Origin of the sequence: Neptunomonas sp. XY-337 (genome assembly GCF_004959845.1) — a bacterium.
In the GTDB taxonomy this organism is placed as follows: Bacteria; Pseudomonadota; Gammaproteobacteria; order Pseudomonadales; family Balneatricaceae; genus Neptunomonas; species Neptunomonas marina.
The window spans coordinates 330,741-353,481 of record NZ_SPLL01000002.1; the positions used below are offsets into that span (position 1 = coordinate 330,741).

At 47.8% G+C, this 22,741-nt stretch carries 16 protein-coding genes; 7 read left to right on the plus strand and 9 right to left on the minus strand.

What is annotated here, in order from left to right:
• Nucleotides 1-6: 6 nt before the first annotated feature.
• Both E4L36_RS05205 and E4L36_RS05210 read right to left on the minus strand, forming a co-directional pair.
• Nucleotides 7-774: a hypothetical protein gene (locus E4L36_RS05205; RefSeq protein WP_169051475.1), complete on the minus strand. Its 768-nt coding sequence runs from the start codon at nucleotides 772-774 to the stop codon at nucleotides 7-9.
• A gap of 564 nt (nucleotides 775-1,338) precedes the next feature.
• A complete protein-coding gene (locus tag E4L36_RS05210) occupies nucleotides 1,339-1,884 on the minus strand; it encodes a recombinase family protein (RefSeq protein ID WP_136679555.1) in 546 nt (181 codons plus the stop codon).
• Nucleotides 1,885-2,296: 412 nt separating this feature from the next.
• Here E4L36_RS05210 and E4L36_RS05215 point away from each other — a divergent pair, with 412 nt between their 5' ends.
• The gene (locus E4L36_RS05215; protein WP_136679558.1) at nucleotides 2,297-5,065 is read left to right on the plus strand and encodes a restriction endonuclease; all 2,769 of its coding nucleotides are present in this window, start codon (nucleotides 2,297-2,299) and stop codon (nucleotides 5,063-5,065) included.
• A 424-nt stretch (nucleotides 5,066-5,489) separates the two neighbouring features.
• On the opposite strand, the gene E4L36_RS05220 is transcribed toward E4L36_RS05215, so the two are convergent.
• On the minus strand, nucleotides 5,490-8,714 hold the full coding sequence (locus tag E4L36_RS05220) for an EAL domain-containing protein (protein WP_136679559.1): 3,225 nt from the start codon (nucleotides 8,712-8,714) through the stop codon (nucleotides 5,490-5,492).
• A 302-nt stretch (nucleotides 8,715-9,016) separates the two neighbouring features.
• Complete coding sequence (locus E4L36_RS05225) at nucleotides 9,017-9,712, minus strand: IS3 family transposase (RefSeq protein ID WP_346763626.1); 696 nt, start codon at nucleotides 9,710-9,712, stop codon at nucleotides 9,017-9,019.
• Between the two features lie 93 nt (nucleotides 9,713-9,805).
• Between E4L36_RS05225 and E4L36_RS05230 the strand changes: the two genes are divergently transcribed.
• Complete coding sequence (locus tag E4L36_RS05230; RefSeq protein ID WP_136679563.1) at nucleotides 9,806-10,573, plus strand: zinc ribbon domain-containing protein; 768 nt, start codon at nucleotides 9,806-9,808, stop codon at nucleotides 10,571-10,573.
• An 86-nt stretch (nucleotides 10,574-10,659) separates the two neighbouring features.
• On the opposite strand, the gene E4L36_RS05235 is transcribed toward E4L36_RS05230, so the two are convergent.
• The 3 genes from E4L36_RS05235 to E4L36_RS05245 are packed head-to-tail and all read right to left on the minus strand — an operon-like array spanning nucleotide 10,660 to nucleotide 13,560.
• Nucleotides 10,660-11,406, minus strand: coding sequence for a metal ABC transporter permease (locus E4L36_RS05235; RefSeq protein ID WP_136679565.1), 747 nt, complete (start codon nucleotides 11,404-11,406; stop codon nucleotides 10,660-10,662).
• Complete coding sequence (locus E4L36_RS05240) at nucleotides 11,406-12,317, minus strand: zinc ABC transporter substrate-binding protein (protein ID WP_206064512.1); 912 nt, start codon at nucleotides 12,315-12,317, stop codon at nucleotides 11,406-11,408. The genes E4L36_RS05235 and E4L36_RS05240 overlap by 1 nt, the downstream gene beginning before the upstream one ends.
• Nucleotides 12,298-13,560, minus strand: a complete 1,263-nt coding sequence (locus E4L36_RS05245; protein WP_169051476.1) for a hypothetical protein — start codon at nucleotides 13,558-13,560, stop codon at nucleotides 12,298-12,300. The genes E4L36_RS05240 and E4L36_RS05245 overlap by 20 nt, the downstream gene beginning before the upstream one ends.
• Nucleotides 13,561-13,843: 283 nt before the next feature.
• On the opposite strand from E4L36_RS05245, the gene E4L36_RS05250 reads away from it, so the two are divergent.
• Nucleotides 13,844-14,248: a hypothetical protein gene (locus E4L36_RS05250; RefSeq protein WP_136679567.1), complete on the plus strand. Its 405-nt coding sequence runs from the start codon at nucleotides 13,844-13,846 to the stop codon at nucleotides 14,246-14,248.
• 1 nt (nucleotide 14,249) lies between these two features.
• Complete coding sequence (locus E4L36_RS05255; protein WP_136679569.1) at nucleotides 14,250-15,629, plus strand: class II fumarate hydratase; 1,380 nt, start codon at nucleotides 14,250-14,252, stop codon at nucleotides 15,627-15,629.
• Nucleotides 15,630-15,688: 59 nt separating this feature from the next.
• On the opposite strand, the gene E4L36_RS05260 is transcribed toward E4L36_RS05255, so the two are convergent.
• Nucleotides 15,689-17,362, minus strand: a complete 1,674-nt coding sequence (locus E4L36_RS05260) for a formate--tetrahydrofolate ligase (RefSeq protein WP_136679571.1) — start codon at nucleotides 17,360-17,362, stop codon at nucleotides 15,689-15,691.
• A gap of 348 nt (nucleotides 17,363-17,710) precedes the next feature.
• Between E4L36_RS05260 and E4L36_RS05265 the strand changes: the two genes are divergently transcribed.
• Both E4L36_RS05265 and E4L36_RS05270 read left to right on the plus strand, forming a co-directional pair.
• Nucleotides 17,711-19,027, plus strand: a complete 1,317-nt coding sequence (locus E4L36_RS05265) for an alginate export family protein (protein ID WP_136679573.1) — start codon at nucleotides 17,711-17,713, stop codon at nucleotides 19,025-19,027.
• Nucleotides 19,028-19,103: 76 nt separating this feature from the next.
• The gene (locus E4L36_RS05270; RefSeq protein ID WP_136679575.1) at nucleotides 19,104-20,513 is read left to right on the plus strand and encodes an aldehyde dehydrogenase family protein; all 1,410 of its coding nucleotides are present in this window, start codon (nucleotides 19,104-19,106) and stop codon (nucleotides 20,511-20,513) included.
• A 353-nt stretch (nucleotides 20,514-20,866) separates the two neighbouring features.
• Here the strand turns inward: E4L36_RS05270 and norR are convergent, their stop codons facing one another.
• Entirely contained in the window at nucleotides 20,867-22,411 is a 1,545-nt protein-coding gene (gene norR, locus E4L36_RS05275; protein WP_136679577.1) for a nitric oxide reductase transcriptional regulator NorR, read from the minus strand.
• A gap of 172 nt (nucleotides 22,412-22,583) precedes the next feature.
• On the opposite strand from norR, the gene E4L36_RS17800 reads away from it, so the two are divergent.
• The gene (locus E4L36_RS17800) at nucleotides 22,584-22,739 is read left to right on the plus strand and encodes a hypothetical protein (RefSeq protein ID WP_169051477.1); all 156 of its coding nucleotides are present in this window, start codon (nucleotides 22,584-22,586) and stop codon (nucleotides 22,737-22,739) included.
• Nucleotides 22,740-22,741 lie beyond the last annotated feature (2 nt).

Here is a 22,741-nt window from a genome sequence, read left to right on the forward strand (position 1 = left end):
GTGGTATCAGTCTTTAGAAGATTGCTTTAAACGCTCTAGTTGAGAATTAAACCACTCTTTAGTTGATTCATCTGAGTAATACAGCCAATCGAGACGCAGTGACAAAGCAAGACGACCTTCACCCATATCGATGATCATTTTCTTACTAGTGAAATGCTTGAATATCTTTCGGTAATGTTCATTGATCTTTGTGCATTCCTTGAAGTAGATCATCGATGCAATCGGATAAACATCACATCCGGTAGCATAGCGTGGCTGTAGTGCGTCAAAAGCAGCTTTGATGATTCCTTCAGGCCCATCTGAGTATGTCGGAAGGATGAGGAAACGGGGACGCTCGTTGATAACCATGAAATGTAAACCTGATTGTCCAGGTGAGTATTTTTCTATACAGATACCTTGAGTGTCATAGGAATACGCGGGGATGGTTTTGTCCTTTTTGACTGGAAAGGAGTCTACGATCATAGCGCTTAGTGTACGACCAAAACTCTCAGCTCTGTTGCTGGAGAGGACTGATGCAGACAAATCGCTTGAGCGTTCTCCTTTTATGAGATAGTTTCTCCCATCCCTTTCGAGATATCCTCGCTTCACTAATGATGCTAAGGCGTTTGTCATTTGTTGTGGGCTGGGTACACCATGATCCCAATATGCGTCTATATGAGCCCGCAGCTCTGAGGTAGTTAGCTTCGAACCTTGAGGGTATCCTTCGAATTGTCCGTATATTATGTCAGGCAAGGAGTCCTTCTTTAGAATCTTCAAGCCTCGCTTCTCATACATCTCGCATCGCTTTTGCTCAGTGCGTACTTTCCAGTCTTGTTGTGTCAATGTAGCCCTCTCTTCTTCTATGTATTATCAAGCTCAAATATACATAGTGTGTAATATTGAGCCTGATGTTAAATATATGAAAATAGTGTGTAAATACTCGCTGTTATTTACACCGGTTATTTATTCTTATGGTGTGGGCTTTGATATCTCTTGGTCTAAAGAGGAGTATGAAGAAGGCGTTAAGCAGCACTAAGAAAACATCAGGTGAATAGACAGGCATGGTAAATTGCATGTTCCACGGAATGTTTCACGGCTCGAAAACAAAAGGCCAGCATTAAGCTGACCTGAAGTAATCCATAGCGTATGATCACTGAAGGCTGTGTCAATCGAGGGTTACAATGACAATAGGTATTATCATTAATAGTAATAATCATTGAAGAGAGCACAGGGATAGACCCTGTGTAACCCTATAGCCTAGGTAACACAGAGTATGACTAAGAGTAGACTTTAAGTATCTATCTATAGCTTTCCCTTAGTCATTTATTCCTAAGGGGTGGTATATCAAATGATCAGTAGTCATCTGTTTAATATGCGATATACAGAAGCTCTACCAATACCTAATTCACGAGCAATTGAGGTCGCTCCCATGCCGTCAGCTTTAAGCTGTTTCACCTTCTCTGGGTCGATACTAGGCTGTTTTCCTCTGTACTTACCCTCTGCCTTAGCTTTGACAATACCCGCCATCTGTCGCTCTTTACGGAGGTTTGTCTCGAACTCGGCGAATACACCCAGCATTTGTAGGAAAGCTTTGCCACTAGCTGTACTGGTGTCGATCTTCTGATCCAGTATTTCCAATGAAGCGCCTTTGTCTTCCAGAGTCTGAACAATATTGGTGAGGTCATTCATGTTCCTAGCCAAGCGATCCAGCTTCCAGACAACCAACTTGTCACCCTCGTTGATGACTTCAAGTAGCAACTCAAGAACTCCTCGACCTTCTGTGGTCGTTCCTGATGCAGTCTCTTTTCTAACTACTGCAGTTGGATAGGCTTTGCGTAAAGCTGCTTCCTGAATGCCTGTATCCTGATCAAGAGTGGATACTCGGCAGTAAGCAAAGATGTTCATATATCTTCCTTGGGTGTCTCAGTTAACTCTAGATGCTGAGACAGTACTGTATCGTTTAGAGATAAGTTAACCTTTAAGAGACACTTATTGGCTGTATTTATAGGGTGTACCTCAGTAAGACGGTCTCGTTGTGCTCGAAATAAACTAGTTAAATCGGATTGGTGATGTGTCCGGAGTAGTGCTTTTTACAACATGTAAAAGGTATTCCTTTCGATCTAAAGAAAATGCGTTTATAGATTATTAGAAATGCTAAGAGCTAAGGGTAGGGGGGAAGAACAGGTATTCGAACAAAATAGAAAAGTCGGATAAATTTTTCTGACAAATATAGTATTTCCAATTGCTATCAAATAGTTACATGTGTGTTATATTTTGTAGCTGGAGTAATTTAGCATCATACATTGTGAGTTTACGGATGAAGATTGAAGTTGCCTGCGAGAAGAACGAACCAAATAAAGCAAAAGGTGATCTATTTGAAAAGTTGTCGAGAGATCTCCTTGAAGCACAAGGTTATGATGTCATTGAAGAGATTCGTGTCACTGGTGTTGAGCTTGATTTGCTCTGTAAGCACAAAGTAAGTCAGAAAGAAGTCTATGTAGAGTGCAAGGCACAAAAAGAAAAAATCAATGCCCCTATTCTCACAAAACTGATAGGAACTGTGATAACTCACGACTACCAAGAAGGGTGGTTAGTTAGTACTTCAGAATATGGTAAAGATGCCCAGGGGCTTGTTGATAAGTGGAGTAGGAAATCAGTAGAAGAATCCTCAAAATACAGTTTTTATACTCCAAGCAAAGTTATTGAGGCTTTGAGAGATGCTTCTGTAATTACTGCTCCGCCTATCGATAGAGCTGTAGATTTCATGGGCGATAAAGACCTACTTGGTAGCTGGACCCTGCTTATTAGTAAGTACGGCAGATATTGGGCTGTTTACACCCTAAAAGCTGGAACACCTGATGGGGTGCTTCTATATAGTGCACAAACAGGTAAGCATATTCAGGCTATAGATACGATATCTAATATATCTAAACTTGAGTCAACGATTGCTGATTATGATCTCACTGTTGGGCAAGTTACAGAAGATAGCGCTCCTTCAACAGATACAGCTAACAAATTACCAAATGTTGTTGAAGTCCAAACAGGTGATTCATGGGATGACTACCGACCTGCACGTCCAAAAGACTTTGTAGGTAGAGACGATCTCCAAAAAGAAATATTAACCTTTCTAGGTAACGCCAAGGATAAAACAAGTACTTCAAGAATTTTTGCCATTACTGGGAATTCTGGGTTAGGAAAAAGCTCCTTAATCGCCAAGGTTAGAGATCGATCACGTAACCAGCACTACCGCAAAAAGTACTTTGTGTATGCTGTTGATATTCGAGGTGCAAAGTCTCCTTCATATATAAGCGCATCTTTATTGAAGGCTTTAAGAGAAGCTCAAAAGGCAGGCTTTGGCAGCGATATACCTCTTCAACTGAATGATCCTAATAGTCCTCTTGCTTCCGACAGTATTCAGAGCTATCTAGACTCTGTTGCAAAAGAACAAAAAGTGGTTTGTTTGGTTTGTGATCAGTTCGAAGAGCTATACTCGAAGCCAGAACTGTTTAACGTGTTTACAGCTGCTCAAGATCTAATGATTGACGTCGCAGCATTCAAAGGAAATCTTGTATTGGGTTTCGCTTGGAAAACTGATAGCACTACTCATCAAGACCACCCTGCGTATCACATGTGGCATAACTTAGCTGATCTTCGAAGAGAGTATAGACTTGATTTGTTTGACAGCGGTGAAATATCTAAGTCCATTACGACCTTTGAAAAAGAGTTTGATCACAAGGTAGTGCCTGAAATTCGCCATCAAATTTCTTATAGTTGCCAAGGTTTTCCTTGGTTGCTAAAAAAATTATGTATAAATCTTCGGGAGAGCTATAAGAAGGGGAATGGAACTGATCTATCTTTAGTTGATTTAGATGTGGGCCGACTTTTCGATACTGATATCGAACTACTAACTGCTTCGGAAAGAACTTGTCTTGATCTGATTGCTAATAAAGCCCCTGCCGATTGGAGTGAAATAATTGAGCTGTCTAGTGTTGCAGATGTCAGCAATCTTGTTAACAAGCGAATGGTTATTCGAAGTGGTGATCGTCTTAACATTTACTGGGATATATTCAAAGATTATCTAGTAACAGGCAAGGTCCCTGTTATTCCTTATAACTTCATTCCGACATCTGATTTTGTGGCTCTAATGAATGTAGCAAAGGTGCTTAATAATACGGATTTAACCTCTGCTCAAGACATATCTTCTGAAACGGGTCTTAACGAACGAACTGTTCTCAATGTTGGGGCCGATTTAGTAATGCTAGGAATAGCGGAGAGAAAAGGTTCTAGCTTTAAAATTCATCATAGTATTCAGCAATTAACAGAATTCAGTGCTCTTGATGTAATACGTCAGAAGTTTGCTAAACACTCTCTTAAGTTATCACTCTTTAAAAATTATTCTGGGAAGATAATCGATCATAGTAAAGTAGTAGATGCCCTGAAAGACTCACTACCAAAAGCGTCACACAGCGAAAAGACATGGAATATTTATGCTCGGCGCCTAGTTAAGTATTTCCAACTGACAGGTTTTCTTGTCAAAACCGGGGCGAAATATGTTGTTCAGGATACAGGTGTCCCGACTAGTTCAAGCTCAGCTTTAGCAAGAAGGAGAAAGGGGAAACAAAAAAGTGTAGTCTTTGCGCCGCCAGTTTCTCCTTTTATAGTTCAAAAAGCATTTTCATTACTTGAACAAGGTGATACCTACACTTCACTCGAGGAAAGTGGTTATAGAAACGCTCTAACTGTTCTTAAGCGGTTCGAAATGATCATTGAAGTTGATGGTGAATTCGTAATCAATCACGCTCTGTTACAAAAGCATGGCGGTTCTACTGAGTCAATTTGGACTTCGACTAAGAATGAACAGTCAATGATTAAGTGTATTGAGAAGTTATCAGAAGAAAAACTGTCTTCTGGTACCGATTACGGAAAATTCATTTCAGACGAGTTTAACTTAGACTGGAGTGAAGGAACAATGCTTCGAGGTGGAAATAGTCTAAAGCAATGGTCGGCATGGATTAAAGAAGGTATTGAGCAATCAAAGATTCCTCCGTTACCTGGTAGAAGTAAAGGGGGTACGGCTAATACATAGCCAAATAATAAGGGTTAAGCTCATTATTGGAAGTCTAGATTACTGGTACAAAACTCTGGTATTCTTTACCTCAGGGCTGGATTAGTAAGTCTAATAAAATCAGTTGGTTACGCTTAGAGCCTTGTGGATCGGCAGTTCGAATCTGCCTAGTCCTACCAATTCTGTGGCTTCATTTGTTATCTATTACCCAGTTTACAAAAATTTCACACTAAATATGGTGGTGACTTTTGTAACGCAAATATATCCTCTTCGTTTTTTGTCATCTATTACTATAATTTCACACCCATTGTGCCATTGATTCGCACAACTTTTGGCTCGGCTAACGCTTTGTTTTTGGGCAAGATTGTAGGATGCTAAGCGCTATATGCATAGAGCGATACATCTTTTACTTCCCCCGTTTTTATTTTCAATATTTAACCACCGACTAGTCAATCATATTCAGGTCAAGGTTCAATAGTTGATCGATAGGTAGGGGCCTCGAAAAGTAATAGCCTTGTACCAAGTTACAACCAGCGCCCTTAATCAGAAGGCATTGGTCTTTATCTTCAACACCTTCAGCGACTACCGAAAGGTTAAACCCTTTAGCTAAGCTGACAATATTTTCTACCAGAATAATATCGTCAATATTATTTATTACATTTTGAATAAAGCTTCGGTCTATCTTAAGACAGTCAACGGGTATTCGTCTTAAATAGGACAAGGATGAATAGCCTGTTCCAAAATCATCAAGCGAGATGCTTACTCCTATCTCCCGTAAATAATTCAACTTCTTAACCGCTGAATCATCCCTATCATCGATAAAGATACTTTCGGTTATCTCCAGCTCTAGATTACTCGGGTCGATATTATGACGTTCGAGTGCTTTAGCGATGTATTTGTGGCAATTCTGATGTTGTAACACTCTTGGCGAACAATTGATCGTTACGCGCTCCAATTGCGCGAAATGTTTCTTCAGGTGCTGCATGTCCAGACATAGTTGTTCCAGCACGAACTCGCTGATACTCGTAATTTGCCCCGTTCTTTCAGCAATAGGAATAAAATCACTCGGTGCAACCAAGCCTCTATTAGGATCATTCCAGCGCACCAATGCCTCGAGCTTAACAACGGCGCCTGTCGTTAAATCAACAATGGGCTGATAATAGACCTCGAAGTTTTTGTGAGTGATTGACAGATATAGGTCACGTTCTAACTGGCGTACCCGCTCTACTTCAGCATTCATTTCAGACGTAAAGAACTGAATATTATTACGCCCTAGCTCTTTAGCGCGATACATTGCGGTATCTGCGCTGTTTAATAAAGCCTCATGATTTAGTCCATCGCTGGGGTATAGCGCAACACCAAGGCTACAGGTAACGATAGTCTTTTCGGAAGTCAGTTTGATCTCTTTTGCCAGTTCCTGTTGCAGTGCCTTGGCTACTTTCTCGGCAGCGTAGCTTTCTTGGATATTTGGCAACAGCACAACAAACTCATCCCCTCCCAAGCGGCCAACTGTATCTTCAGCTCGCAGAACAGTTTGCATCCGTGCAGCAAAGGTTTTGAGTACCTTGTCCCCGTTGGAATGGCCCACGTGGTCATTGATCATTTTAAAGTTATCGATATCGATAAAGATGACCGCTAAACTTCCACCGTGCCTCTCTGTTGCGTGAATCGCTTGATCCAATATTTTGATAAAAGTAGAGCGATTAAATACCCCGGTCAGGTCATCTGTTTCTGCCTGCTTGCTGATGATATGTTCTTGAATACCTCGTAAAAGCTCACTGGAGGCTCTGGAGGTCACGGAGTCAATAATGAGTTTTGTTTGTTCTGACTCTTTAAAGGCACCACGTCTGAGCACCGCGAGATGCCCGACGACATCACCGTTGACCCCATGCATGGGCGTACCAATATATGAGTGAAGGTTCAATTTGACGAGGTCGTCATCATCCGGGAAGAGTTCTTGTACATTGCTGTTGTATATTTGTGCCCCTTCGTTGATAACTATCTCACAAGGTGTGCCTTTTAATGGATAGCAAAGGTCAGGGACTTTTTTGCCGTCAATATACACAGACAGCCCATGTATCTCTGACCTATCCTTAGAAAGTTTGGAAATAATCACCATATCAGCCTCCAGGGAGGTTGAGAGAAACTCCCCTAAGGAATCAAAGTAATCGACGCCTTGAAGCCCGGAAACATCTTTAGCGATGGTATGCAGCGCTTCCATGATGGTTTTTCTGGAGTGGGCCTCTTTCGCTAACGCTTGGTTGGTCTCATTTAGCTCCCGAGTTTTAGAGCTAACCTGCTCCTCCATAAACAAATTTTGCTTGTTTATTAAATTCGCCATCGAGGTTAGCGTTTTAGCTAAGTGACCAATCTCATCTTTTTGAGAAAAGATCGGGTCGCTTTTGAGATTAGCAATGGACTGTGATCTTGATAGCTGAAACGACTTTGAAAAGTGGGTAAAGACAGTCAATGGTCTGATCACCTGATCTTTCATAATGTAGAACAGGATAATTAACTCAACAATTAAAGAGAATAATCCCACCAAACACACGATTAATGCAGTTTGTTGGGCTGTTGAAGACAGTAGAGATTTAGGATAGATATTTATAAAGTACCAATCAGGCCCTTCAATTTTGGTCACTGCAATTAACGCATCAACCTCTTTGGACTCAACTACGAATGGGGTTTCTGCATCTTTTTCCAGCAAAGCACAGGCGTGTAAGATAATCTGCCTAATGCCATCATTATTCACATCTTTGGCATGGAGCACTCCCTGATGCTTCTCTAGCGCTTCAGCTAAACTTTGGTTGGCAATGACTCTGCCGTCACGTCGAAAAATGAGGTTCTCTGTACCCGGTAGCTTGTCATTAAAAGCACTGTCAAACAGCTTATTCAGCAGAATATCGTGCCCGACATTGATGAGGTGGTCGTCCTCTTGATAGACCGGAGACGCCAATGACACCATCCATTCATCGGCAGTCTGGTCGTAATACAAACCGGTCCAGACCTGATCCCTTGCTGGGTTATTTTGGTGATTTGCGACATAAACCCATTCCTCTTTGTTTACATCTAAATCGGCCTCAGCGTGCTGTCCCCAGTTGACTTCCGGCCAATAGACCAGATTTACATTGTCGGGCATCGATACATAGAGATTGGCGTATTCCATACTCCAAGCCTCGCCGTACCGATCTACGAGCTCGTAACTTAGGATAAGCTTATTTAAAAACTCATTAGTTTGTGGGGCGTCCTGGCCTATGTAGGCACTTATGTACCGACTCACTGTACCATCATTGCGAGGGGTGCCTTCAAACGCTGGCGGGTAGAGACGCCGTGTTCCATCGGGAAGGCTGACAATTAGCTGCTCCGCCTCCGAAGAAACAGTCTGATTCTTGCGTGTTTCCCATTGCTCTAGAAAGCGCTCTTTGAAGAACCGGTGATTGCGTTCTGCATCAAGAAAGATCTTGCTCTCTTTCTCTCCTCGCTCGGTGATATATTCGATAAGACTGTTGCGTACCCGCTGGTCAAGCAGGTCGAAGATATGATGATAGCTGATATAAGACATCAGAGTGATAACTATAGAAAGTCTGATGCACATCTTAAGCAGGGTTTGCTTCGCCAATGGCGAACTGAAGAATTGTGCGCCAAACGCAGAAATCACAGAATTTATCATGCCTACTACTCTATCTCAGAGCAAAAAAAGATCGATACCGCAACGTAACCGGAAGTATCTCTTGTTGGCTCCATAAGTTAATCAAGCAGACTCCATCCTGTCTCAAATCTTTAGTATTTCAATCAGTTAATGTGATTTAACCCTTCCGCTGTTAACTAAGTATTATACTACTTTAAAGAAACTGCATGTCATTATGGACAATATTCTTAGTTAATTGATGTTTTCGCTATGCATCTACTTATCTGATTTTTATTATGTTTTTTCTACATTTTTCTATCCGACCTTGGTAAGGCCTGAGATTCCTAGATACTTTCTAGCTTCTCAAAATGCTGCTGCTCAAAGTCAGCGGGCGACTGACGACCGTTGGTCGTATGTCGGCGCTTGGGATTGTAGAACATCTCGATGTAATGAAACATCGCCTGTCTCGCATCATCTCTGGTTTTGTACTTTGTTCGTCTGATTTTCTCTTTCTTCAGATTGCTGAAAAAACTCTCTGCAACAGCATTATCCCAACAATTTCCACGTCGACTCATACTCGGCTCAATATTGAACTCGGTCAGTAGTTTTCTGAAGCGGCGACTGGTGTATTGCGATCCTTGATCGGAATGAAACTGTACTGCTCTCTCTGGCTTTCTGCGCCAATAGGCGGCCGTCAGCGCATCCAATACCAGCTCATCGGTTATGCGCTCACTCATAGACCAGCCAACGATATTGTGTGCATATAGACCCATCACCACGGCTAAAGATAGGAAACCTTCATGGGTGTGGATGTAAGTAATGTCGCTCACCCACCATTGATTAGGCTCATCGACAACGAACTCTCGCTGTAATGCATTCGGAGTAACAACATCAGGTATCCCTCCGTAATAGCCCTTCGGGGCACGATAGCCGCGTTGTGCTTTTAGTCCTGCTTGGCGCATCAATCTCAGAATACGGTCGCGCCCACAGGAAATTTGAGCCTCCTGTGAGCTGAGCCAACAACGTATATTAAATGTTATTTATGTATTGTTTTGCGCTGCACAAGTTGCTAGCCTCTGCGCCGATTTATGTCTTATAAAAACTACGGATTAACTCTCTTTTAAGGAATATTTATGGCTTTAGTATCCTGTCCTGAGTGCAATAATCAGGTGTCTGATGCTGCTGTTTCCTGCCCCTCGTGTGGTCATCCGATGCAGCCAGAGCAAACAGTTGTAGCGTCTCAACCCAAGCGGGTGGAAGAGCGCTCTGAGTTATTCAAAGCGGGTGGCTCGAATTTTGTGCTAAATGAAATTGCAGCCGTTTCTTCAGTGAAAACACGTAATTGGGTTTGGCTTGTTATTGGTTTGCCTGTCATTGTTGCGGTCGTTTTTGCGTGGATGCGACTGGATTGGCCGTTTTCTGCTGGTGTTACGGTAGTGGGATTAGTGGTACTGGGTTTCTTGGCTGTTGATGAAGGCGTTATTGCTAGCACGGGTAATGTAACGCCGATTAAAGAGGATATGGAGGCAGTGAGCCAGCGCTATCACACCGCTTTGGATGAAAGTGCGCTTGTTACATACCAAGGACGTAACACCTTTTTGGATATGCAGTTTTCGGTCAATCCAGCTCGGATTTCAGAGTTCAGCAAAGTCGCTTCAACTAAACATTTTTGGCTTTATGGTATGGGTATGGTTGTTTGTGCAGCGGGATACCAGTTAACCATACCTATGCTTTACGTTATAGGTGCCGCAGTGTTGTTGCTAGGCTTTCTAGCGCGTAAGGCGTCACTGGAGGTGATTGGTGTAGGTGGAGCACAAATGACTCTACACACCAAAGCAAGTGATATTGAAAAAGTGTTAGCGCAACTAACCCAGTCTATTGAGAGTGCTAAAAAAACGTAACGGAACCTGCCGGATACGTCCGAGCAGGTGGTCAGCAGCTCGGGCGTATTGTGGGAGGCTCTAGTGGCAACCAATCTCTTCGGCTCTTAACTAAAGAGCGCTAACCGCCTAACTCCGCTAAAGCTCAGTGCGGCAGCAATAGCGGTGAGCATCAACATCACGACGATGCTTGCGCCTGCTGGCCAGTCTTGCCATAGCGCCAGCAGGCAGCCTGCGGCGTATCCGCCGATACCCGCAAAGTAGCCTACCCATAGCGGGCAGCTGCAAACGCGTATCAGCAGAGCGGGAACAATTAAGCTGGCAAAAACCAGATATACCCCCAGCAGGTCTACAGATAGGGTTACGCTTAAGGCGAAGAGCGGATAAAAGAGTAGGCCGTTGGTGAGTTGGGTATAGCTCCAGCGGGTAGCTATCACTAGTAGCGCAACGGCAAAGAGGGGGATAAGCTGCTCTGGATTAACCCAAAGGATATCGCCATGGCTGGACTTATGCGCAAATGCGCCATGGGATTGGCTATCCAAAATCAAACCGATGCAAACACACGCCACGTAGAGGCAGCCGATCATCGCTTCGCGGTGGTGGGCGTAGTGGCGGCTAATGAGTGCCACCCATGCTGCACCGCATAGCGCGAGGCTGACGCCCCCAGCGGCGATCCAAAGCTTATCGGGGAAGTATAAGCTTGTGATCTGGCCGCCGAGCGCTGCCAACTGCGCCATCGCGAGATCTAAAAACACAACGCCACGCCCTAGCACCTGCACGCCAAGGGGAATATGGCTCAGCAATACCAGAACGCCCGCTGCCAGCGGTAGCAGAATAAGATCCCAACTCATCATTAATTGAGTGCGTGCAAACGGCTGAAAATTAGATCAAACCAGCCCGCCAAGCTCGACAGCTGTGCTTGATTGGGATCTGGGCTTGCCGGTAGATCCAGCACCGGACGGTCGATGCGTTTGGCCAACCATTGGCTGCTTTTTTCGTCTTGATACCAAGCGCGTAAAATACCATCTGGCGGCGCAACACTGACCTGCTGCTGTACTTTTTGCAGGTGGGATATGGTAGGTGGTACACCGGGCTCTGGTTCGAGATCGGCGACTTTCTCCATAGCGGTAAAGCGTATTAGATAATCGAAGATACTGTGCTGCACAACAACCCGCTTACCCTTGAGTACTTGGCTGCTGTTTTCCCAGCGTGCGATGTGATCCAGCCACTGACTATGCCAAGCGCGATGTTGGCGTAGATGGTTAGCGGCGTTGTCTGGATCTAGCGCTATCAACCGCTGGCTAATCAACGCAGCCACAGGCACGAAACGTGTTGGATCGAGCTGGAAGTGCGGGTTGCCTTGTGCGTGGATGTGGCCCGTTTGCAAGAAGTGTGTCTCTTGCTTATCGATCGTTTCAACGGCATCTGCTGCGTAGATCATTGCGGGCTGCCCATCGCGCAGGCGTGCATTGCCAGCACGCTGCTGTAGTGCGGGTAGCCAGCCAATTTCCATCTCAGCTCCGGTACAGATCGCCAGATCAGCGCGGCGAAACGCCGAGATCAAGCTCGGGCGAGCCTCGATGTAGTGTGGGTCTTGGTAGGCGTGGGTGGCTTGAATCACCTTTGCTTGCGGTGCTAACTCTTTTGCCAGTAAGGCCCATTCTGGTTCGCAGGCGAAGATGGTTAAGCTGTAAACCGGAGTCGCTAGTAGCGACCCCAGTGTACCCAGCAACCAATAGACTGGCTTAGAAACCATGTGCGGCATGGCTACCAAACCCGATCTGGTATTGCAGAGTGATCGCTTTGTCGTCATCTTCAAAGCCGTTGCCATCCTGCTCGGTGTATTGCAGGCGCACGGTTTGGGTGTGTGTTGGGTTCCAAGCGACCATCACACTGGTTTCGCTGATATCGGCAGCGTGGAAGTGGTCACCGTGTGGATTTTTTACATCTAGCTCGCCGTGGCGAACGCCTACCGACCACTCAGGCAGGAAGCGATAAACCGCAGATAGGTAGTAACCACTGTGGTAGTCACTGCTGCCGGCGTATTCGTTGATGTCGGTAACGCGAATATACTCACCGGACAGCTTCAGTTGCTGCTGGCGGTTGTTACCCTGTGGTGCCCATTTCCAAACAACGTCGGCAATGTAGATATTCTTGCCCGTGTACTCTGCGCCATGGCTGTGGCCGTGGTGTCCGCCATCATCATGATCGTCATGGCCATGGTCGTCGTGATCGGCGTCGTGCTCATCACCGTGATCATCGTGTTCTTCGTCATGGTCCTCTTCATGCTCTTCATCATGATCATCGTGGTGATGCTCATCATGAGCGTCGTCGATGGTGCGGTTGCGTACGTAGCTAAAGCCTGCCTGCCAGCTATGCTCCGTGCCGATATCTCCGCCGATTTTGCTCGATAATGTCCAAATTCCAAGGGAGTTGTCGCTGTTTCGATCTGCGAACTCATCACCTGTGAAAATACCCGCGTTGACTTGCCAGTACAGCTGCGTTGGCAGGGTAATGCTTAGCCCCAAGCCATCATCAAAGTAGTGGCCACCCAAGAAGCCACGGTACGCTAGCGGGCGCTCTGTGAAGCTGTCGCTATGGCTGTGTTGGCTATTGAGGTAGCCGATATCCGCTAGAAAACGGCCTGCTTTAACGGTAAGGCCGGCGGGTAGCGTTAGGGTTTGCAGGTAGGCCTCTTCAAGCTCAAACTCGGAATCATCTTCGTTGATATCAGCAACAGCTGTGAGCTTACCGCGTAGGTGCTCGCCCATGCTTTGCGTGATGGATAGCTCCGAATGGCTCAGGCCAAAGCCTTCGCTACGCCCACCCAATGCCGTTTGATCAGACTTGTGATAGGCGTCCAGAATCAAACTAACATCGGTTTGAGCAGCCGCTTGTGTTGCTGGTATTGCAACTAATGCCGCCGCTAGGGCAAGAGGGTTGAGGGTGCTTACAGCGGCGGTCTTTTTTGCTTTGCTTTGGCGGGTGGAGAGCGGGGTATGGCGCATAACGTATTGAAGCCTTTAGTCAATCTAAGAAATTTTGCGTAATGTTATATTGTAACATTTGAGCTGGCAATCGCTTTTCCGGTTGGGTTGATGCGTGCTAGTTCGAGGAACACATTTTTTGGGTGTACTTTTACGGTAATGTCGTCCTGTTGGAAGATAGCTTCTGCTGCGGCAAGGTCGATGCCGCCGCCGTGTTGATCAGTTCTAAGTAGTAGCGCTATTGATCACCTAAGTATAGTTTGATATAAATGGTAATCATTATCATTTTTATTTAAGTTTTCTAATGCAGCTATCCATTGTCGAGCTAAACCAACTGGAACAGTGCGTGCGCCAAGGAGCTTTGCCAGATACGCCGAGTGTTCTTTATCAGTATCTAGCTGCGATCGAGCAATCGACCCAGTGCTGTTGTCGTAATGAGCAGCGCTGTGTGCAGTTGCGTAGCTATCGCACCTTGCTGGATACCATTTGTGATAGTTGCGTGGCGCATCAGTGGCGTCAGCTATGTTTGGATAACATTTACCGGCCTTTGAATGCGCTGGTGATGCTGAACTGTAGCCAACATCAGCGTCAGCAACTTTTGCGAATGAAGCGCGAGGTATACACATTAGGCCAATATTTTTTAGCTACGGGGCATGAATTTGCTACCGATCAACCCGCCGTATCAATGCAGCAGTGGCAGAGGAGTTAGTATGAGCACGATTCGTATCGAGAAAGACAGCATGGGAGAGCTAGAGGTACCGGCAGAGGCGCTCTACGCCGCTCAAACCCAGCGCGCGATCAACAACTTTCCGATCAGTGGGCGCCCCATGCCCGAGGCATTTATCAAGGCGCTATTGCTGATTAAGTCGGCCGCGGCGCAAGCCAATGTGAAGCTCGAGTGCCTGAACCAAGCGCAAGCTGACGCGATTGTCACGGTATGTGCCCAGCTTCAAGAAGACCCGGCGTTGATGCAGCACTTTCCGGTCGATATTTTCCAAACGGGGTCTGGTACCAGCTCGAATATGAATGCGAATGAGGTGATCGCAACACTGGCAAGCAGAGCTTTAGGTGAGTCTGTTAGTCCGAATGATCATGTCAATTTTGGCCAAAGCAGTAACGATATTATCCCCACAGCGATTCATGTGAGTGCGGCGATTGCATTAGAGAAGCAACTGCTGCCAGCACTTAGGCACCTTGCTGAGGTGACCGAGAAGAAAGCCGCCGCAGTGGCTCAGTACTGTAAAACGGGCCGCACCCACTTGATGGATGCAATGCCGGTGCGCTTTGATCAACCGCTTTTGGCTTGGGCGGCACAGATTCGCCAAACTATTCAGCAGCTCGAGGCGTTGCAGCCAGAGTTACAAGCGCTGGCACAAGGGGGAACTGCGGTGGGTACAGGTATCAACGCGCACCCCGAGTTTGCCGCGCTTGTTAGCCGAGAACTCTCCACTCTTACCGGCGTGGCCTTTACACCTGCGGATAACTTCTTTGCCCGTATTGGTTCTCAAGACACCGCGGTGGCGCTATCTGGGCAGTTGAAAACCGTTGCGGTGGCGATGATGAAGATCGCAAACGATCTGCGCTGGATGAACTCTGGCCCACTGGCGGGCTTGGGCGAAATTTCGCTAGAAGCGCTGCAGCCGGGTTCATCCATTATGCCGGGTAAGGTGAACCCCGTGATTCCAGAAGCTGCTGCGATGGCCGCCGCACAGGTGATCGGTAACGATGCCACGATCACTATCGGTGGGCAGTCGGGTAACTTCGAACTGAATGTAATGCTGCCGGTGATCGCTGCCAATCTACTCGATAGTTTGGAGCTGCTGAGTAACAGTGCCGTGTTGTTAGCGGATAAAGCGATTGCGACGTTTGAGGTGAACCAAGAGCGGCTTGACGATGCGCTACATAAGAACCCGATCCTAGTAACAGCATTAAACCCTAAGATTGGCTACCTGAAAGCTGCAGAGATCGCTAAGCAGGCTTATCGTGAGCAGCGGCCCATTATTGATGTGGCTGAGGAAAATACCGAACTGAGCCGTGCTGAGTTAGAACAGCTGCTCAATCCCGAAAAGTTGACTCAAGGCGGTTTGTAACACCCGCTTGCGGTGCGCCTATGGTGGGCGTACCGCATAGCGAGATAAGTACAGCTACGTTAGAACAGCCCTTCAATGACGCCATCGTCGTTAATGCGGATACGGTTTGCAGCAGGAACACGGGGCAGCCCAGGCATGGTCATAATGTTGCCGCAAATGACCACCACAAAACCTGCCCCTGCACTTAAACGCACTTCGCGAATCGGTACGACATGGCCGCTCGGCGCGCCTTTCAATGCAGGATCTGTTGAGAAACTGTACTGTGTTTTCGCAATACAGACAGGCAAGTGCCCGTAGCCATCGCGCTCGAGTTGTGCAATTTGATCACGTACCTTTTGATCGGCGATGATGTCGTCTGCGCCATATAGCTCGGTCGCGATCTTTTTAGCTTTACTCCAAAGCTTAAGGTCGCGCGAGTAGAGTGGGGTAAACTGGGCGGGTTTGGTATCGATCAGTTTAATGACCTCTTTGGCGAGATACTCCGCACCCTTGCCGCCTTCTGCCCAGTGGGTACTCACCACCACTTCAACGCCAAGATCTCCGACTGCATCTTTAATCGCATCGATCTCTTCAGGGCTGTCGGAGTCAAATGGGTTGATCGCTACCAAGGCTGGTACGCCAAATTTAGCGATATTCTCTAGGTGGCGGCGTAGGTTGCTGCATCCGCGGGTTACTGCAGCCACATCGCACTCCGCGAGCTGGTCTTGAGCGACACCGCCGTGTAATTTCAACGCTTTAACGGTGGCAACCACCACCGCAGCACTGGGGGTGATTCCCGCATCAGGGCATTTAATATCGAAGAACTTCTCAGCGCCTAGATCAGCTCCAAAGCCCGCTTCGGTCACCACATAGTCACTGAGCTTGAGCGCGGCGCGAGTGGCAATGACGGAGTTGCAACCGTGGGCAATATTGGCAAACGGCCCGCCGTGGATAAAGGCGGGATTGTGCTCGAGTGTCTGTACCAAGTTGGGTGCCAATGCGTCTTTTAGCAACACCGACATCGGGCCGTCAGCACTGAGCTGTTGTGCGGTAATAGGCTGCTTATCACGGGTATAGCCCACGACAATTTTGGCTAACCGCTCGCGCAGGTCCGCTAAATCTTTGGCCATACAGAAGATCGCCATCACCTCAGAGGCTACGGTGATATCAAAGCCATCCTCGCGAGGAAAGCCATTACCGGGGCCGCCGAGAGAGCAGTTGATCTCCCGTAGGGCGCGGTCATTCATATCAACCACGCGCTTCCATGTGATGCGGCGCAAGTCGAGTTTTAGGGTGTTTTCCCAATGAATATGGTTATCGATGAGCGCGGCAAGCAAGTTGTTGGCGGCACCAATGGCATGGAAATCACCGGTGAAGTGCAGGTTGATATCTTCCATCGGTATCACTTGCGCATAGCCGCCACCTGCCGCGCCGCCTTTCATCCCAAAACAGGGGCCAAGGCTTGGCTCACGCAAACATGCGGTTGCCTGTTTACCGATCCGGTTAAGGCCATCAGTTAGGCCAACGCTGGTGGTGGTTTTACCCTCACCTGCCGGGGTGGGTGAGATCGCAGAGACAAGAATGAGCTTACCGTCTGGTTTGGATTCCAATGTGCTCAAGTAGTCCAGATCAACCTTAGCTTTGTATTTACCGTAGGGCTCAATGGCTGAGGCGGGAATGTTCAACTTATCTGCAATGTGCTGGATTGGTTCGATAGGTGCTTGGCGAGCAATTTCGATATCCGTCTTTTTCATACAGCAACGACCTCGGTTGTGGGCAGCAATCGCCACGAGAAAGTGAGTAAGTTTCCTATAGGAAATTTAGCAGCATATAGGCGAAAGTTACAACTGTTGTCTCTGCTGTGCTTGTTTTTGGTTTACATCGTTGTTGTTACATCTTGTTACAAGTTTTCCACATCTTGCTACAACTCGGTGCTATCTGGTTTACACCCGTTGGTTAGTCTTGTGGGGTGTTAAATAGCATCTTGAGTGGCTTGACCCCCTTCCGAGAGTAGCGCTGATGCGCTCACCGCTCGTTGCTGCTGCACACCCTCATATCAGTAATAAGAAGAATGACGCGGAACACGCGGAGGATATTTGACGATGAAAACAATAGGTGGACGAGCGTCCGGCACGTTGCTCACAGCAGCGATTGCGGCAGTAACGGCAGGGCTAGCATTACCCGCTTCAGCCTATAACCTGCACAGCGATGACCAGTCAGAGCTGAATCTGGATGTGGAAGCGATTGCCGGCACATTCAGCAGCCAAGAAAACTACTTTGGTAAGCCAGGTAATGGTTCAGATTGGCAGGAAGCCTACATTAAAGCTGGCCTTAGTGGTCATCGTCTATATGGAGAGCAGGGCGCAGCGGTGTTTGGCGCGTTTAATGTGCTGGCATCGGGCACCTTCGGAGATGGCGATGCTGGTGGTAACACAACGGGTAACGAACGTGAGTTCGATATCGAAGATGCTTATGTAGGCTGGCGCTCTGGCAATATGCTACCAGGGCTGGGCGAAAACGGCTTAGAGTTCTCATTTGGTCGCCAAAACATCTCTTTGGGCGATGGCTTTCTAATCAATGGTGATTCACTCAACCTAGGTGATTTTGCCGGTGATCTATCCGATCGCGGTGGCGCTTATTGGCTGGCTGCGCGCAAAGCGTTTGATAAAAGTTTATGGGTAAAAGTGGGCGGCGAAGGCCCATGGCGTTCAGATATTTTCTGGTTTGAATCGGATAACAATGGCCAGTCAAATGTTGAAATGGCAGGTATCAACGTTGAACACGTGATGCCACAGGGCACTATCGGTGCGATGTACCTGCAAGGCCTTGATCAAAACGACGTACTAGGTATGGGCCATGACCGTGATGGCATGGATACGTTGAGCCTACGCTTCCAAGGCAATATGGGTGTTGAGCAGCTGTTCCTGAATGCTGAATACGTGATGCAGGAGAACGGCAGTGGCGCCGATTCTGATGCATGGACCGCTGAGGCTGGCTGGACATTCAGTGACCTGCCATGGAGCCCAACAGTTAACTACCGTTTTACTCGTTATGACGAAGGGTACGATCCACTATTCTTCGGCTTTAGCCGCGGTTACGGTACGTGGTATCAAGGTGAAGTGGCTGCAAACTACGCCGGCCCATTTGGTAGCGATGCAGATATCCACCATATCGGTATCAAGGTTGCGCCAACTGAGACACTGGCATTGGGTGCGCTCTTCTTTGACTTCAATAACTCCAGCACCTTTGGTGCAAGTTCGGATGGTCAAGAGCTAGATATCTATGCGGAGTGGGTGGTTAATGACCACCTGATCATCAGCCCTCTGGTGGGTATCTACTCGCCTGATAGTGATAACCAAACGCAAAACAGCAACGACAACAACACATACTTCCAGTTGCTAGCGATTGTACCGTTCTAATTAAGTAACACGATAATTATTAAAAAAGCCGAGCTGTGGATAGCAGCTCGGCGCTTCTGCAGAGAGGGAAACACAGATGAAAGAGTTTGCAATGTTCATTGATGGTAAGCGCGTAGCGGGAGCCAACGGAGCGTTTGCAGTGCTGAATCCAGCGACTGAGGAGGTCGTTGCACAATGCCCACAGGCGAGCGTTGCTCAGCTAGATGAAGCGGTTGCGGCGGCACAAGCGTGCTATGAGACGTGGCAGTACTCTAGCGATGCAGACCGTAAAGCGCTGTTGCATAAAATTGCCGATAAGATTGAAGAAAATGCCGCTGAACTTGCGCAAATTGTGGTTGAAGAGCAGGGCAAGCCGATGTTTCTGGCACAAATGGAGGTGGGCGGCGCAATCGCATGGACACGTGCAACAGCAGAACTTGAACTGCCCGTCGATGTGCTTGAAGACTCTGAGAACAAGCGCGTTGAGGTTCACCGTAAGCCACTGGGCGTTGTTGGTTCGATTACACCTTGGAACTGGCCGCTGATGATTGCCGTGTGGCATATCATGCCAGCGATCCGTTCAGGTAACACGGTGGTGTCTAAGCCCTCTGGTTTAACGCCACTCAATACACTGCGCCTTGTTGAGTTGATCAACGATGTTGCGCCAGCCGGTCTTGTTAACAGTGTGACGGGTGAGAGCGGCATCGGTAGCGGTATTACTAAGCACCCGGGAATTCGCAAGATTGTGTTCACTGGCTCAACACCAACAGGCCAAGCGATCATGCGTGGTGCAGCAGATAACCTGAAGCGTCTCACGCTGGAGTTAGGTGGTAACGATGCTGGTATCGTCTTGCCAGATGCAGACCCTAGTGCCATTGCAGAAGGCGTGTTCCAGACCGCTTTCTTAAATATGGGCCAAACCTGTGCGGCACTGAAACGCTTGTATGTTCATGACACGATCTATGAAGAGATGTGTGAAAAGCTGGCTGATGTAGCTGCTCAGCAGCGCGTGGGTAACGGCTTGGAAGAGGGCGTTACATTTGGCCCTGTACAGAATAAAGAGCAGCTTGAGCTAGTGAGCGAGCTGGTGGAAGACGCACGTGCTAACGGTGCCCGTATCCTTTGCGGTGGCCAACCGATGGAAGGTAACGGCTACTTCTATCCTCCGACGATTGTCGCCGATGTCACCAATGGTTCGCGGATCGTTGATGAGGAGCAGTTTGGGCCTGTATTGCCGGTGATTCGCTACAGCGATATTGAAGAGGCGCTGCGCCTTGCGAATGCATCGGATGTAGGGCTAGGTGGCTCTGTGTGGTCTTCTGATCCAGCTAAAGCGGCGCAACTTGCTCAGCGCCTTGAGTGCGGCACCGCATGGGTGAACGGACACGCAGAGCTGCTGCCATATGCGCCGTTTGGCGGCTGTAAGATGTCTGGCTTTGGCGTTGAATTTGGTCAAGAAGGCCTGCTCGAGTACACCTCAGCACAGGTTATCAATATCAATAAGTAAGGATCTAAACCCACACTGCATGCGTATACCGAAGTGTTATACATCATGTTTGTGAAGTCCTCTATTTGCCCCGTGTGAGCGGGGCGATCTTTTCCTCTGGCGTTGTTCTTGCACGATTCAACAGCCCTTTTGTATTTCCTTCTGTCACCAGAAGCTCTTCTGTGCCCCTCTTGATGAGGGGCTTTTTTTAACTCATATTGCGAAGAAAACATCTGCAACTGAGTTGATGAGGCAGTGCTAAATAGGGCGCACGCTCAAATAGATGCCCAGTGACACAAAGAACGCTGCAGAAAGATCAGCGGTGCTGTTCCTCGCCCTTAGCATATCCACTCTATGCTCTAAAAATAGCGCGCTTATGGCTGCTGTCTGCGCGGAATATCAAGGCGCTTAATGAGACGCAACAGGTTACTGCGGTCCACCTTAAGCGCTCTGGCGGTAGCCGCCACATTGTAGTGGTGCTCGGCGAGTGTGCGGGCGATGAGCTGCTGTTGAAAGCTATCGAGGGCATCTTTCAATGAAAGGTGGCTTGGGACCTCAGCAATGGGAGGTGGCGGTGTCTCGGTTAACACCGGTTGGCTTGGCTCGATCCCTAAATTAGCCGGTGTAATGTGCACCATCTTTTGCTGTTGTTGCTGGCTACGAGCCTTAAGCGCAGCGCGGCTAATAAGGTGCTTTAGCTCCCTCACGTTGCCGGGCCAGCGATAATGCAGCAGAAGCTGTTTTGCTTTGGCGGTAAGCAGGAGTTTCTGGATATTCAGGCGGTATTGGTCACGCTCCAGAAAGTGCTCTGCCAGCTGCAAGACATCGCTGCCACGTTCTCGCAGAGGAGGGATCGTGATCGGAAACACGCTAAGCCGGTGATAAAGATCCGCTCGAAAGCGACCCGCTTTCACCTCATCACTTAGGTTGCGGTTAGTAGCTGCGATGATACGCACATCTACCCGCTTAGTGTGATCGCTACCCATACGCTGCACTTCGCCCTCCTGAAGTACGCGCAGCAGCTTGGCTTGCAACGGAAGTGGAATCTCCCCAATCTCATCTAAAAAGAGCGTGCCCCCATCGGCCAGCTCGAAACGCCCGCTGCGTGCTTGAGTTGCGCCTGTGAACGCCCCTTGAGTATGTCCGAATAGCTCAGCTTCAGCGAGTGTCTCGGGCAGTGCTGCACAGTTAAGCTGTACGAGTGGTTGGTCAAAACGCGTTGACTGCAAGTGTAACCGGCGTGCAATCATCTCTTTTCCCACACCCGTTTCGCCTTGCAGTAGCACGGTGAGCGGCGTGCCCGCCACGGTATCGACATCCTTTAGTAACTGCCCCAATGCAGCGCTATTGCCGACAATATCAGTAGGCCCTTGCTCTCGGTTTAGCTCGGCGGTGACCTCATGGCCGTGGCTGACCTGGCGTTCGAGTAATGCAATTCGCTGTGCAGCGGTGATCACTGCACGTGTCAGTGTAATGGCCGCATGCTGCTGGGCTGGGGCAACATCATCAAATTGCCCGGGGCGCATCGCATCTAGTGTGATAACTCCCCAGGGCTGTTCGTCGATATAAATGGATATTCCCATGCAATCGTGCACGTGCAGATCGCCATCGGGCGTATTCACTAATCCATCATAGGGGTCGGGAATGTCTGCGTGGCTGTCAAAGCGCACCACTTGGCGGCTGTTCAAAATTCGATCCAGCCTTGGGTGTTGCCCCAGCTTAAAGCGTCGGCCTTGGGTCTCGGGGTTGAGCCCCTTGAACACCACAGGCTCTAAGTAGGCGCCAGAAATTTTCAGCAGCGCGATGGCATCACAGGGGATAGCTGTTTGGATTGCCGTCAGTAAGCGCTGGTATCTCTCGGTGCTGGATATGTCGCGAGTGATGTCTTCGATCACATCGATATAGGTTTCAATGGTCATGCTGTCAAAAGTACATCGATGTTGTTTTTTTGACAACTTTTAATGCGTGTCATAAAGACCGCTTTTTATTTTTCTTATTTAAAATCAATAAGATAAAAGTTGGCATGTACTTTGTATTAGGTGTGTTGATCGCACGGTACAACATCTTCACATCTACTTTAAGGGCATCGATATGTTGCGTATTGCACGTGGTATTAGCACTGCTGTGGTGGTGCTTTATTTCAGCTCGATATGGGTAGCTGCTGATGTGATGAAGGGGCGCAATGTCACAGGGCGGCGAAGTGCTCGCCTTGAACATTTGCCGCCGCCAACCCGGTTGGTGCGATGAGT